Raw genomic sequence first — 14,426 nt, forward strand, 5'->3', positions numbered from 1 at the left:
GATACATAAGAAACCACGTAAACGAAACAAGTTGCTATTAAATACACCATATTCACCAATAAAAAAGGACTTATGCTCATACTTTAGCATAAATCCTTTTTTTGGATTGATATGTTTACATTCCAATCTTTCCAGTAGCTAACATATAAATAGACGCACACGCTGCGAATAAAATGACAATCATCACATATTGTTCAGCACGGGTAAAACAGCGATTTCCTTGTTCTTTTCTTGCAGCGACATACACGATAAGTCCAATACCATATACTAAAGAAACAAGTAATAGGTTTTTCAATCCAGCTGCATACACAAGCCAGAAACCATATACTGATGCCATAATAGCAAGTATCCCATCTTTCAATCTATTTCCTTCATATGCTTTTGTAATTACTAATTTCAACTGATATAGTGCTGAAAATACATATGGAAGTAAAATCGACGTCGATGCAATAAAATACATGATCTGATATGTGGATGCTGAAAATAACACAATAATAAATATTGCTTGAGCAACACAGTTTGAAATCCATAATGCCATATGCGGTGTATGATTTTTATTCGTTTTTGTAAATACCTTTGGAAACACACCGTCTTTTCCAGCAACGTGAGAAATTTCCGAAACGAGTAAAAACCAACCAATTAAAGTACCAATAAGAGAAACAATTAATCCTAAGTTAATTACGAATACTCCCCATGAACCAACGACATGTTCAAGTACATGTCCCATTGACGGCGTTTCAAGTGCTGCTAATTCTTCCCGTGGCATCGCCCCTAGCGATAAAACAGAAATAAGAATATAAATGCTCATTACTAACAATAAACCGAATACAGTTGCTTTTCCAACATCACGACTACGTTTTGCTCGTCCTGATAAAACAACCGCTCCTTCTACGCCAATAAATACCCAAAGCGTAACGAGCATCGTGTTCTTCACTTGTCCAAATACAGAAGATAATGAGACCGTACCTTTTCCCCAAAAGTCATGCGTAAATGTATCCCAACGAAACGCCGTAATCATAATTACAATAAACAGCACAATTGGAACAAGCTTACCAATTGTCGCGATAAAATTCATAATAGAGGCTTCACGAATTCCAAGTAAAATAAGAAAATGAAGCGTCCACAACACGAGTGATGCACCGATGATAGCCGGGACATTATTACCGCCTTTAAAAATTGGGAAAAAGTATGCTAATGAGTTAAATAACATCATAATTGTTGCAACGTTGCCTAATATTCCAGCAATCCAATATCCCCATGCGCTGTTAAATCCAATATATTCCCCAAATCCTGCGCGTGCATAGCTATAAATACCGCCCTCAAGTTCAGGCTTTCGATATGCCAACGATTGATATACGAGAGTAAGCGGAATCATTCCTAGTCCTGTAATACACCAACCAATTAAAATAGCACCGCTGTTTGCTCCTGTTGCTAAATCATGCGGTAAACTAAATACCCCGCCTCCAACCATTGTTCCTACTACAAGTGCGATTAATGGAAAAAATCCTAATTTCTTTTCTATTGGTATCACCCCATCTGCAATTTCTTGATGTTTTCATTCTGTTCTACCAGGCATTCAAATTTCGAATTATTTGTATATAAAATACGTACCCTGAAAATGACGAACTGTTTCATTTTATATTCTTTCAGAAAAACATTACTTATTCTAAAAGAAAACGAGCAAAAATGGAATACTTTTTCGAAAAAAAGTATAAGTATGCACAAAAAAAGTCGTTTATTTTTGTATAAACGACTTTTTTTAGGTTATATTTGTAAATTATGTCTATTACAACAGTCCTTCTTTTTGTAAAAATTCATGTGCTACGTTCTCTGCTGCTTTCCCTTCTACATTCACTTCATAATTCATTTTACGCATTTCTTCATCAGTAATTTTCCCAGCAAGTTTGTTTAGTGATTTTTCAATCTCTGGATATTTCTTTAACGTTTCTTCGCGTAATAATGGTGCTCCTTGATAGGGCGGAAATAAACCTCTATCATCTTCTAGTACTTGTAGACCATATTGCTGTAATTCACTGTCTGTTGAATAAGCATCAATGACATTTACATCACCAGATTGAACCGCACTATAACGCAGCTTCGGTTCCATTGTTTTTAAATTTGGAAACTGTATATTATATAGCTTTTGTATTCCTTTATATCCGTCTTCTCTATCTGCAAATTCAAGTGTAAATCCAGCTTTCATTTGAGAAGAGACGTTTTTCAAATCAGAAATAGTCTTTATGTTATACTGCTCCGCTATTTGTTTTGGTACCGCTAATGCGTATGTATTGTTATATTTCATTGGTTTTAACAGCTTCATATTATATTTCTGCTCCAGGCCATTTCGCGCCTGCTCATATACTTCTTGACGATCTGTACTTTTTGGCTCTTCTTTTACGAAAGTTGATAATGCTGTTCCTGTAAATTCCGGATAAATATCAATTTCTCCGGATTTTAATGCTTCGAATACAAAAGATGTTTTTCCAAAACCTGGTCTTGTTTCTACTTTTAAATCGGTATCCTGCTCAATTAATTGTTTATACATCTGAATTAAAATTTCCGGTTCTGAGCCAATCTTACCAGCAATTATGATATCTTTCTTCTGTGTACTCCAAAGAAAAGGTGCAATTGTGATTACGGCTACAGCAACTATTGTAATCACTGTTCGCCTTGGTGAAAATCTTACATGCTCGATTATGCGTAGTACTCCATCAAAGAACAATGCTAATAGTGCAGCTGGAATAGCACCTAACAAAATAAGAGCATAATCATTTCGATCAATTCCAAGCAAGATAAACTTTCCTAATCCTCCGCCTCCAATTAAAGCAGCTAATGTCGCCGTACCAACAATTAGTACCATTGCTGTCCGAATCCCTGCCATAATAAAGGGCCAGGCAAGTGGTATTTCTACTTTCCATAATCGTCTCCAACCGTTCATCCCCATCGCTCTTGCTGCCTCAATTAGAGATGGATCTAGTTTGCGAATACCTGTATATGTATTTCTTAATATAGGAAGCAACGCATAAATAACAAGAGCGATTATAGCTGGAACCTTTCCGATACCAACTAATGGAATTAATAATCCAAGAAGCGCTAAGGAAGGAATGGTTTGCATCACAGCAGAAGTACCAATAACCCATTCGGCAATGCGTTCTCGTCTTGTTAACAAAATTCCAAGCGGAACCGCGATAAGAACTGCGAAAAATAAAGCAATCAACGAAATTTGCAAATGTTCCAAAAGAGCACTTAACAGTTCTTGTTTACGCTCTTGCATCGTTTGTAATAATGCTGACACTGTCTATCCCCTTTCTTTCATTTGATTTACTATGAACGATATGTTGACTTGTTAATGTACCAATATATGTACCGTTTTGTTCGATTGGTATTTCTTTTTCATGTTCTAAACGAAGTAAAGCATCTTGCAAGGTAACTTCAGTCGAAAGTGGGGTACCACCAACTCGTTTCCCTTCTTGTGCAAATATGGATACTATATCCTCTACTTTTCTATTATCATACCAAGATGATAATCGCGGCTTCCCAATAAATTCTTCTACAAATGCATTTGCGGGATTTTGTAAAATCACTTCTGGCGTATCAAGTTGGACAACTCTTCCATCTTTCATTATACAAATGCGATCACCAAGCGATAACGCTTCTTGCATATCATGTGTTACGAAGACAATTGTTTTTTGAATCTTTCTTTGCAAGGCTACTAAATCACGTTGCAGCTGCTCACGACTTAAAGGGTCAAGTGCACTAAATGGCTCATCCATTAAAACAATTTTCGGATTAGCAGCAAGTGCCCGCACAACACCAACACGCTGCTTTTGACCGCCAGATAATTCATCTGGCATACGTCCCCTATATATATTAGGATCTAAACCAACCATTTCTAACAATTCATCAACACGCTTTTGAATTTTCGATTTACTCCATTTGCGCATTTCTGGTACAACCGCAATATTTTCTGAAATTGTCATATGCGGAAATAATGCAATTTGTTGCAAGACATATCCAATATCCCATCGTAATTCATGAATTTTATAATCCCGAATGTTCTTTCCATCAATAAAAATGGCGCCTTCTGTTGTTTCGATTAATCTATTAATCATTTTCATTGTTGTTGTTTTCCCGCATCCACTCGGGCCAATCAGAACAAAAAATTCTCCTTTACGAATCTCTAACTGTAGAGAGTCTACTGCTTTCGTTCCATCATCAAATGTTTTTGAAACACATTCAAATTGAATCACATACACAACCCCTTTTTCATTCTCTCTTCCATTCTCACGGAAATCCGAGCTATTTTCAAATGATTTGTTTTTTCAAAAATAAAAAAGAGCTCTATTTTGAGCTCTAATGATCCACTAAAATTGTTTTCATAATAGCAGCATATTCACGTATATATGCCTTTTTCTTTGAACGCTTTGGCGTTGGTGCAGCAAGCGATTCCATCCTCATCCCTAAACGATTTGCAATAATTTTTGTTCGGTATAAATGATAAGTGTTACTTACTACAACCGCATGCTTCACATCATATAAATCTATAGAAAACTTTATATTTTCATATGTACTTGTAGAACGATCTTCGAGTAAAATCCGTTCATTTTCAATACCGTTTGCCATTAAATAACGGCACATACTAAGTGCTTCTGGAATATCCTCGTCGTCTCCTTGTCCACCAGATACAACTACTTTTACTTTTGGATGCATCTGTAAATAACCTAGCGCTGCATCTAATCGATATTGTAGTGATAATGATGGTTTATCTCCAAATAATTTTGCACCTAAAACTAAAACATATGGCGCTGTACGACTTACTTTTTCATTGGCAGTTTTCTTAATGCGGTATGTCATATACACAACGTATAATGGCGGCAATAACAACAGTAATAATAAAAACCATTTATTCATATAGCAGTTCTCTCCCTTTCTTTTTATTATATAAAAGAAAGGGATTATGCAGAAGTACTTTATCTTGTGGTCCGCACTTGATTTCAACAAATAGCGAGGTATCATAGTCAACTACCCACCACTTAAACGCTAACGCATTTTGAAGTGGGGGCTTGAAAAAACCCTGGTTGTCTAGCCTCGGTCTTTCGTGGACTCCGTTCGTAGGTTGCATACCCAAGAATGATTCCCTAGTTCTTGGCTCTATGGTGGCTCTGTAACAGTTCTGATTGGGAAGGAACGGTCAACCACAAGCCTTCTTGCACGAGAAGTTGCCAACACCTACAAACATTGGCGAAGGGAAACAAACTCTTAGGAGGGACAAAACATGCGTGTATTTGTCAAGAATTTAAGAGGAGAACCGCTTATGCCTTGCAATCCTCGTAAGGCACGAATTCTTCTCAAACAAGGAAAAGCAAAGATTTTGAAATACACACCATTTACCATTCAACTGCTATACCCTACTGGTGAAACTATACAACTTGTTACAATCGGTGTTGATAGTGGTGCAAAGTATGTAGGCATTGCAATTACAACAGAAGAACAAGTACTTGCGAAAGGAACCATTGAATTACGTCAAGATGTCAAGGAGAACCTTACCCTTCGCGCTACATTACGTAGAAGCCGAAGACAACGCAAAACTCGCTACCGAAAAGCACGTTTTCTCAATCGAAAAAAGAAAGAAGGGTGGCTCCCACCAGCCATTCAAAGTCGAATCAACAATGTCATTCATTGGATAGAGATATTCCAATCACTCTTACCTTTGCCAAAAGTTATTGTCGAAGTAGGAAAATTTGATGCACAAAAGCTAAAAAATCCTGACATACAAGGAACAGAATATCAACAAGGAGATGCCTTTGGCTTTTGGAATACAAGATATTACGTGTTTGCGAGAGATCAATATACCTGTCAAATTTGTAAGAAAAAAGGTGGTATCTTGCATACGCATCATATCATCGAACGATGTAACGGCGGCTCTGATATGGCAGATAACCTTGTAACTGTACATGAAGAATGTCATCAAAAATTCCATCAAGGGAAAATCAAACACAATTTCAAGAAACCAAAACAATATAAAGAAACAGCTTTTATGAATATACTACGTTTGCAAATTATGAGGCGTTTAGATTGTGAGATTACGTATGGCAGTTACACAACACTAAGACGAAAAGAGTTACGTTTATCTAAAACACATGTACACGACGCCATTGCGATTATAAATCCAAAACGGTTACAAGCATATGACCAAAGTGGCGAATTTCGCATCAAGCAATTTAGAAAGAAAAAGCGTTCTCTCCATGAAGCAACTGCAAGAAAAGGAAGAAAAATAAAAAATACAAATGCAAAGCGAAATAAGAAAAATACATCACATGTAGATGGAATCTATTTAGGTGATAAGGTGAATGTATTTGGACAAATAGGATTCGTGACGGGGTTTGCAGGGAAAATGGTGTACATACAAGATATAAATGGACGCTATATACAAAATCCTTCTAAATCCTATAAACAAGTGAAGATATCGAATATAGAAGGTATCCACCACAATAATAATTGGTTATTTTTACAAATCAGTTAAGCCTTGCCTAACCGAAATTCATCCCCACCTTACCGCTAGGCTACTGCCTGTTACGCGTTTGAAGATGGGGACTTCTTTCGGAAATACGTTAAATATATATAAAGACTTGTAAAGATTGAATTTAAAAGCCTGTATCTATGATTACTAAGTAATTATAGATACAGGCTTTCTTATATATAAACCGTATTTCTTGTTGAAGAATCACACCCGTTAGTTTAAGTGTAATAATTCACAATCAAACTTTTAAGTTCTTCCTGTTAACTCTTATCCACATGGAATGCCATTTTTTTAGATAATCCATAATGTTCACATAAGTTAAAAAATACCATCAAAATAATGGTGTTTTTTGTCCATCTGGGAGTAACAGAAAGAATTGCTTAGCAAAGTTTAGGTAGCTAATAGAAGGGAGCGGCTTAAAAATGCTAATTTTTCTCCATAACCATTTTTCAAGGGTACCCCTTAAAGATCAGATCCATCTTTCAGTAACACTCGTGTTATTCGGGACTATTTCTGACTGCGCTGCATCTCCTGCCTCTCCATATAACTGCGCATCTGTCGCATATATTCGGGTGCGTCCATCGGATTCCCAGCAATCATTTCAATGATACAGAGTCTTTCGGCACGTTCCTTTTCAGCTTGGGTTATAGCTTGATCAAGCTCTCCATAGGTCCGGACCGTAACGGTAAACGCGTTGCCTCCAAAGACTTCGGCCAGCTTAGTGTAAGACCATCGAGGAATTTGGTTGTACTTTTGATCCTCTGTTTTGACATTCAAATATTTCTCGATCGTATAACCATCGTTGTTCAAGACGAAGATTATGGGCTTGCAGCCATAATAGAGCATGGAACTGATCTCCTGGGCTGTTAGTTGCAAGGATCCGTCACCTGTAAACAGCAACACCCGGCGTTCCGGCGCAGCGATAATGGCACCGAACGCCGAGGGGTTGCGTAACCGATGGATCCCCAGCCTCCTTGCCCAATATATGTTACATTGCTCGGCAGTCTCACCTCAGCCATTCCATTGTAGAACGTTCCTGTCTCGGCAATCACAATATCGCCTTCTTTCAGCATGCGCTGAAAAAGGGGATAATAGCCGGCCGCCATTAGAGGCTCTTCAGCACTAGCTGTGACTTGATCGTAAGGGAATAACAAATTTCCCGCCAAACCTTGACCTATGTAACCCACCTTCTGCACTGCAAGCAGCATGTCAGCTGCAAAAACATTCGGATATTCCGCCTCAGCGACCTTGACCATGTCCGGTTGAATATTGATAGTCACCAGCGGGTTCAGCTTTGCGGTAAAATTCGCGGTGTTGGTGTCCGCCCATAACATCCCGACCGCAATGATACAGTCTGCATTTTCCACCGTACTTTGGACTTCAGAACTTCCGAAAGAGCCTAGGTACATTCCGATATAATTTGGATGGGTTTCGTCGAATGCCCCCTTCCCAAGCATCATCGTCACAATAGGCACGTTCATAGCGTCGGCCAGCCGCCGAACTGCTGTCTGAAGGCCAAAGCGCATTATTTTGACATCCACCAGGATAACCGGCCTGTGAGCACGCTCTAGCAGCCGACGGACGTGATCCGCCGCAGCCTGAAGGGTTTTTAGGTTGGACGTTGGACGCGGCGGTATCGGCTCTTTCCGGGCAGTGATCGGCTTGTTCACTAAATCATCTGCCACAACCAGATATACCGGCTTTTTCTTTTCCTTAGCAATGCGAATCGCAGCCGGAATTTCAATCTTGGCGTTTTCCGGCGTAAGCACCGCGGTATAAACCGTAATCTGCTCATACACCTTGCGGAAGACATCAAAATTCCCATCCATTAGGGTGTGGTGCATCAGCTTGTGCTCCTTTTGATCCTTCTCAGGAGGCGCACCCACAATGTGAATTATTGGCACATGCTCGCTGTTGGCTCCCGCTATCGCATTGCAGGCGCTGAGCTCCCCGACCCCGAAGGTCGTAATAAGAGCGGACATGCCTTTGATTCTTGCGTAGCCATCCGCAGCATAACCCGAGTTTAGTTCGTTCCTTCCATTTATAAACCGGATGCCGTTATACCGCTCCAGAGCATCAAGCAGTGTAAAATTATAGTCCCCTGCGACGCCGAAAATTTCGGTAATGCCCTCCATCTTCAAGCAATCGAACAAATACTGGCCAACTGTTTTTGAGCCGTTCCGGTTGGCGAGCCAGAGCCGCCCTCCGCCATCATGTTGTCCATCGCTCACTCACTCCTTATCCATTTCTTGGGCTTGTTCTGTGTAATAGTACCCTTTTAATAGTTCCCTTTCATTGAACAGGTTATCCGGCATGCTGAGCGATCTTCTGTGCGTTATATCCTTTAATTATTTTGTTCAAGTAATGGTAAAGTAAGGCGTTGACGAAATGATATTATAAAAAAAGATAGTAGGGATAATCAATCCTTACTATCTTTACTGTTAATATTTATAAGTCTTTAAATTAAATCCTCGCTATGTTTCTAACCTTAACGCTGCCCTGCATTTTGGGCATTGCGTGCTTTCTTTGAAGAAGTATGATCCTGCGTTTGATTTCCTTTATGCTTAGCAGAACCTAATGCTTTTGTTTTTCCCATATCATTTCACACCTTTTTTAGAATGTTACATCTATATGATGTGTATTAGATTTTCTACTATACAACCGTTTTATTGGTAATATCAACTCGTTCTTGTCGCTGCACTTTCACATACAAAAATCCCATACTCGCTGCGCCAATTAATAATATGCTCAGTGCATAAAACGGAACCATAACACCAATTTGAGACACAAGTGTTGTAAAAGCAAGAAGAAGAATAACGCGTACACCTGTACCAACAAATCGAAATAGACTATCCACACGGCCAATTACTTCGTTTGGAACTTGTTCCATCATGAGCACATTGCGTGCAACACGCGTGCCGGCATTTCCCATCGCCATAAAAATAGCAAGACCATATAGTAAAAAGACTGATGGTTTTATAATCATTACGGTAATTGAAATTGTATAAATGAACATCGTTAATACAATTGACACTTCTGTTTTTACATATTTCATAAGAATTGGAATTCCAATTCCTGCAAGCATTGCACCGATACCGTACATCATTCCTTCCGTACCATATACGGATCCACTTTCCTTTAACACATCCGAAATGTACACAGGCATTAAATAGTTTATCATCATGACACCGATAAACGGCATATATGTCGCAAATAGAAACCAAAATAATTTCTTTCTTTTCTTCATAAAATGAACGCCTTCAAAAATTTGCTTTGTGAATGGTTGTTTTCCGCTTTCTGTACTCCGTCTTGTATAAGGAATAAATGATAATAATACAAATGCGCCTACATACGCTAACATATTGATAAATAAAATCCATTTCACAGCAACAATTGTAATCATAAAACTGGCAACCGCACCAGCAATAACTTGTGTCAATTGTCCTTGTATTTCCATCGTTCCACTTAATGATTTATAATGCTTCGATGCAAACACTTCTTGATTAAAGGCGAAAATGTTCGGATAAAATACTAAATAATAAAATGAACCTGTTATATACAGCACAATATAATGTATTGTTTCATAAGAATGACCTGTAAATCCCCAACATACCATAATACCGACAGCAATTGCTCCAATGGTTTCATTCACTAAGAGTAGCGTTTTACGAGAAAAACGATCAATACAATGTCCAATAAACGGTGTACACAAAAACATAACAAGTGTGGATATAATCGAAATATAGCCAAACATGGTATTTCCACCTGGTGACGTTACAAGTAGCCACGAAATCGTAATCATCGTAATGCCGGAGCCAATGGCAGATAAGCTATTGGCTCCAAGAATATAGTACAACCGCGAATCACGGTAAAGAGATGACATATTAATCAGCTCCTAACTGTTTTTTCAGTTCTGGAAAGATGCTCATGTATACTCTCAATTCTTTTAATAAATCCGCAATCAGCGGTTTTGCATCTTCACCTAATTCTCCGTTCTGTACATGAAGACTATCAATAACAACTTGTTTCGGAATGACATTTGCATACACACCTCTTGCAACAATACGCATACTATTTAATGCGTTTATACCGCCTTTACCGCCGCCTGCAACTGCAAGAAGTCCAACCGGCTTATGCATAAACTCGCTGCTTCCAAGAAAATCAAATGCATTTTTCAGTGCACCGCTCATCGCATTATGATACTCAGGTGTGCATAGTACAACACCATCTGCTTCTTTTACAAGTTTCTTTAATTTTGTTACTGCTTGTAATTCATATTGAGAATTTTCTCCGTTATATAATGGAAGCGCCTCAACAGCTAAATCATATAATTCTCCTTTATAAGCCTCCGCAATATGCCTTGCAATGACGCGAGTTTTACCAGATTTACGTGGTGTACCGTTAATTACAACTAGTTTCATGATTATTTCTCTCCCTTGTTTGAATTTCTATATTTATATTATCAGAAAATTGCCTCTTATAAACCGTAAGAAAGACGGAAAACGATTGAGAAAATAGTATGAAAAAATAAAACAGGAACTCATACTTTCGTATGAGTTCCTGTTTTATTTTAATTAATCCTTCCTATACAACACCGTGCTTTACCGCATACAGGGCCGCTTGCGTTCGATCATCTACATTTAATTTAGCAAGAACATTTGAAACATGCGTTTTTACGGTTTGTTCTGTAATATGTAGCTCTGCTGCAATTTCTTTATTACTTCTCCCTTTGGCAATTTCTCGCAGCACTTCTTTTTCCCGCTTCGTTAACATAGATAAACTATCTTGCTTTACCTCAACTGTTGCTGGGCGTCCTAATAAAGCAGGGGTTACTTTCGGATGGAAATTAGTATTTCCTTGATGAACTGCAATAATTGAAGCTACAAGTTGATCCGGTTGTACTTCTTTTAATTGATATCCATCTGCACCTGCTTCGAGTGCCGGAAGAACATAATCTTGTTCTGAAAAACTGCTTAACATAAGTATTTTAATAGATGGATCATATTGTTTCATACGCTTCGTCGCTTCGATTCCGTCCATTTTCGGCATCGATACATCCATTAATACAATATCAGGTCGTTCTTTTTGAATAAATTGCAACGCTTCTTCTCCATCTCCCACTTCACCAATAATATCAAATTCTTCTTTTGTTTTTAAAAAGAAAACAAGACCTCTTCGTACAATATGATGGTCCTCTACAAGTAATAGTTTTATTTTCAATGAATTTCCCCTTCAAATGGGTAATTGAATCCCCAGTTTCGTTCCTTCTCCAGGTTTCGTTTGAATATGAAACTTTCCTTTCATTAACTCAATACGCTCCTGCATATTTTTCAAACCAAGCGCAGAATCTCTTACTTTTTCTTTCATAAATCCTACTCCGTCATCCTCAATCTGAAACTTCAACATATTGTTTTCTATTTTTAAGTGTACAAATACTTTTTCGCAAGATGCGTGTTTTTTACAATTATGGAGCGCCTCTTGGCTAATACGCCATAGCATTTCTTCCATTTCATCGCTTATCGAAATAACTCCATCAATTCGCATAGTTACATGGATACCAAGTAAATTCCCATAATTCTGAATCGCTTCAGCAAGACCCTTTTCTAAACCCTCAGGCCGTAATTGCCAAATTAATAATGTCATCTCTTGCAGTGCCTCTTGTGATAACTCTCCTATATACATCAACATCTCTTGTAGTTCTTTATTTTTCGTCATATCAATCGTTCCTCTAGCTGTTAACATAATTGAAAAGAGAAGTTGTTTGACAGAATCATGTAAATCACGTGCTAATCGATTTCTTTCTGCAATGACTACATATTTTCGTTCTTTCTCAACCAGTTTAATACGTTGAATTGTTGTCCCGATTTGAAAGGAAATGGCTTCTAATAAAGCTAATTCTTCTTCTGTAAAGTGCATTTTATGAGGAGAAGCAACATTTAATAATCCAAACTTTTCTTCTCCTGCTTGAAGCGGAATCGTCGCATGATGAGTAATACTCTCTGTTTCTCCCCATTTATTTTCAATCGCATCTTCTATTCGCTTACATTCAATAATATTTGTTGCTTTTTGCAAACGTCCAGCAACAAATCGATCAATACACCAACAATCTCCTTCACACATTGGTTTCTTTTCTTCCCATGTAAGTGCTGGTGGCAAATTTGTATCAACAAGCATTCGATGCGTTCCTTTTTCATCAATAAAAAAATCCATCCTGTTTGTAAATTCATAACTTGCAATAGCGTATGTAGTACCTTTTCTAACATTTCCTGCAAATTAGTCGCTTCATTTAATAACTCGGCAATTTCTTTTAACGCTTGTAATCGATGCATTTGCTTTTCATTTTCATTCATGTTCATCACCATTTCCCATTATAACATCAAGAAAATTCTAAATACTACAAATGGAGGGAAATTTCTATCACCAATTAAATCTTGAAGTAAAGGATTTTACTACTCATAAATATAAGAATTAAAAAATCACATCTTTCTTTCATATAAAGGAATTAGAAGGAAATATAAGGAAGATATACAGAGGAATTGCTATCAGTGAAAACTTTTTATACGCTAAAACAAAGTAAGAAAGGTGAGAGGGAATTGAGTTTATTAAACAAGTTAATTAAACAAGCTAAAAATCCAGAAGGTTTTGTCGGATCATCTATGTTATGTATCATGAATGTGGCTCATACGAATATGACAAAATGGGCTTTAAGCAAAATTAAAATTAGTGAGAGAGCGATAATACTCGATATAGGCTGCGGTGGAGGAAAAACAGTACATACTCTCTCTAAAATGAGTCCGTACGGAAAAGTATACGGTATAGATTATTCCGAAAAAGCAGTAGAAAACTCTATAAAAATGAATAAAGAAGATGTGAATTTTGGGAAAGTTCTTATAAAAAAAACAAGCGTATCTTCTATGCCTTTTTCAAATCACTTTTTTGATATGATTACTGCATTTCAAACACATTATTTTTGGCCAAATTTAGAAAGTGATGTAAAAGAAATATTTCGAGTATTAAAACCAAATGGCTATTTTGTCATTACGGCTGAACTCTATAAAATAAACTATCATATGACACAATTCAAAACAAAAGAAGATATAGAAAAATTACTAACAGAAACTGGATATAGCAGTGTGGTATTTCATGAATATAGGGGATCAATTTGTATAGTTGCCAAAAAATAAAGAAACCGCCAGAATCCCTATTCTTCTGGCGGTTTTTTCTTCCTACTTTACTTCAGCATTTAAACAAGACTTAAAATGCTGTAATGCAAACTCGTGCCCTTGTTCATTAAATGAGGCAACTGCTTTTTCGTATACTACGATACGAAATCCTTTGTTATAAGCATCCACTGCTGTATGTAACACACAAATATCCGTACAAACACCAACAAGATGCACTTCTTGTATCCCTCTTTCTCGCAATTTGATTTCTAAGTCCGTTCCAGCAAAAGCGCTGTACCTTGTTTTATCCATGTAGTATACATTTTCATCATCTTTGTATTTTTCATATACATTTTGCAATTCACCGTATAAGCCTCTTCCTTTTGTACCCGCTATATTATGCGGTGGAAATAATCTAGCCTCTGGATGATAAGAATCATTTTCTACATGTTTATCGATGGCGAACACAACATAATCCCCAGTTTCAATATGCTGCTTCGTTATTTCTACAAGCTGCTCTTCTATAACTTGCGCTGGTTTTCCACACGTTAGGGCCCCATCTTTCGCTACGAAATCATATGTATAATCAATATTAATAAGTGCTCGTTTCATCTTTTCTCTTCCTTTCGTTTCACAGTAAACAATAGAAAACGCGTTATAACGACGCCTTATTACATATTCGACATTTGTAATGAAAATCCCTATAAAGTGAAACTTCCATCAATGTTTTTCATCCCTCACCT

Annotated in this window: 10 protein-coding genes and 2 pseudogenes; 2 read left to right on the forward strand and 10 right to left on the reverse strand. The window is 37.5% G+C overall.

What is annotated here, in order from left to right:
* Positions 1 to 115 precede the first annotated feature (115 nt).
* The 4 genes from arcD to ACEWFJ_RS14825 all read right to left on the reverse strand — a co-directional run bounded on the left by arcD (position 116) and on the right by ACEWFJ_RS14825 (position 4,911).
* On the reverse strand, positions 116 to 1,543 hold the full coding sequence (gene arcD, locus ACEWFJ_RS14810; RefSeq protein WP_473692522.1) for an arginine-ornithine antiporter: 1,428 nt from the start codon (positions 1,541 to 1,543) through the stop codon (positions 116 to 118).
* A gap of 243 nt (positions 1,544 to 1,786) precedes the next feature.
* Entirely contained in the window at positions 1,787 to 3,274 is a 1,488-nt protein-coding gene (locus tag ACEWFJ_RS14815; protein WP_473692524.1) for an ABC transporter permease/substrate-binding protein, read from the reverse strand.
* The gene (locus ACEWFJ_RS14820; protein WP_473689066.1) at positions 3,261 to 4,250 is read right to left on the reverse strand and encodes an ABC transporter ATP-binding protein; all 990 of its coding nucleotides are present in this window, start codon (positions 4,248 to 4,250) and stop codon (positions 3,261 to 3,263) included. The genes ACEWFJ_RS14815 and ACEWFJ_RS14820 overlap by 14 nt, the downstream gene beginning before the upstream one ends.
* Before the next feature lie 103 nt (positions 4,251 to 4,353).
* On the reverse strand, positions 4,354 to 4,911 hold the full coding sequence (locus ACEWFJ_RS14825; protein WP_473689067.1) for a YdcF family protein: 558 nt from the start codon (positions 4,909 to 4,911) through the stop codon (positions 4,354 to 4,356).
* A 364-nt stretch (positions 4,912 to 5,275) separates the two neighbouring features.
* Here ACEWFJ_RS14825 and iscB point away from each other — a divergent pair, with 364 nt between their 5' ends.
* Positions 5,276 to 6,523, forward strand: a complete 1,248-nt coding sequence (iscB, locus tag ACEWFJ_RS14830) for an RNA-guided endonuclease IscB (RefSeq protein WP_473689068.1) — start codon at positions 5,276 to 5,278, stop codon at positions 6,521 to 6,523.
* A gap of 504 nt (positions 6,524 to 7,027) precedes the next feature.
* Here iscB and ACEWFJ_RS14835 read toward each other — a convergent pair.
* From ACEWFJ_RS14835 to ACEWFJ_RS14855, 5 genes and pseudogenes are all read right to left on the reverse strand, one after another.
* Positions 7,028 to 8,744: pseudogene (locus tag ACEWFJ_RS14835) on the reverse strand (alpha-keto acid decarboxylase family protein).
* Positions 8,745 to 9,173: 429 nt separating this feature from the next.
* Positions 9,174 to 10,403, reverse strand: a complete 1,230-nt coding sequence (locus tag ACEWFJ_RS14840) for an MFS transporter (protein ID WP_473689069.1) — start codon at positions 10,401 to 10,403, stop codon at positions 9,174 to 9,176.
* A 1-nt stretch (position 10,404) separates the two neighbouring features.
* Positions 10,405 to 10,941, reverse strand: coding sequence for an NADPH-dependent FMN reductase (locus ACEWFJ_RS14845; RefSeq protein WP_473689070.1), 537 nt, complete (start codon positions 10,939 to 10,941; stop codon positions 10,405 to 10,407).
* Between the two features lie 163 nt (positions 10,942 to 11,104).
* Positions 11,105 to 11,740: a response regulator gene (locus ACEWFJ_RS14850; protein WP_473689071.1), complete on the reverse strand. Its 636-nt coding sequence runs from the start codon at positions 11,738 to 11,740 to the stop codon at positions 11,105 to 11,107.
* Between the two features lie 12 nt (positions 11,741 to 11,752).
* A pseudogene (locus ACEWFJ_RS14855) lies at positions 11,753 to 12,870 on the reverse strand (GAF domain-containing sensor histidine kinase).
* Between the two features lie 243 nt (positions 12,871 to 13,113).
* Here ACEWFJ_RS14855 and ACEWFJ_RS14860 point away from each other — a divergent pair.
* The gene (locus tag ACEWFJ_RS14860; RefSeq protein WP_473692526.1) at positions 13,114 to 13,704 is read left to right on the forward strand and encodes a class I SAM-dependent methyltransferase; all 591 of its coding nucleotides are present in this window, start codon (positions 13,114 to 13,116) and stop codon (positions 13,702 to 13,704) included.
* Between the two features lie 42 nt (positions 13,705 to 13,746).
* On the opposite strand, the gene ACEWFJ_RS14865 is transcribed toward ACEWFJ_RS14860, so the two are convergent.
* Positions 13,747 to 14,295 carry a cysteine hydrolase family protein gene (locus ACEWFJ_RS14865; protein WP_473689072.1) on the reverse strand — a complete coding sequence of 183 codons (549 nt, stop codon included), beginning with the start codon at positions 14,293 to 14,295 and terminating at the stop codon, positions 13,747 to 13,749.
* Between the last annotated feature and the right edge of the window lie 131 nt (positions 14,296 to 14,426).

The sequence above is a fragment of the Bacillus sp. EA-CB0995 genome (assembly GCF_055814245.1).

Coding starts and splice junctions, on each gene's coding strand:
- ACEWFJ_RS14815 (WP_473692524.1), bottom strand. CDS start 3,274: ATGCAAGAGCGTAAACAAGAACTGTTAAGTGCTCTTTTGGAACATTTG.
- ACEWFJ_RS14840 (WP_473689069.1), bottom strand. CDS start 10,403: ATGTCATCTCTTTACCGTGATTCGCGGTTGTACTATATTCTTGGAGCC.
- iscB (WP_473689068.1), top strand. CDS start 5,276: ATGCGTGTATTTGTCAAGAATTTAAGAGGAGAACCGCTTATGCCTTGC.
- ACEWFJ_RS14825 (WP_473689067.1), bottom strand. CDS start 4,911: ATGAATAAATGGTTTTTATTATTACTGTTGTTATTGCCGCCATTATAC.
- ACEWFJ_RS14865 (WP_473689072.1), bottom strand. CDS start 14,295: ATGAAACGAGCACTTATTAATATTGATTATACATATGATTTCGTAGCG.
- ACEWFJ_RS14845 (WP_473689070.1), bottom strand. CDS start 10,941: ATGAAACTAGTTGTAATTAACGGTACACCACGTAAATCTGGTAAAACT.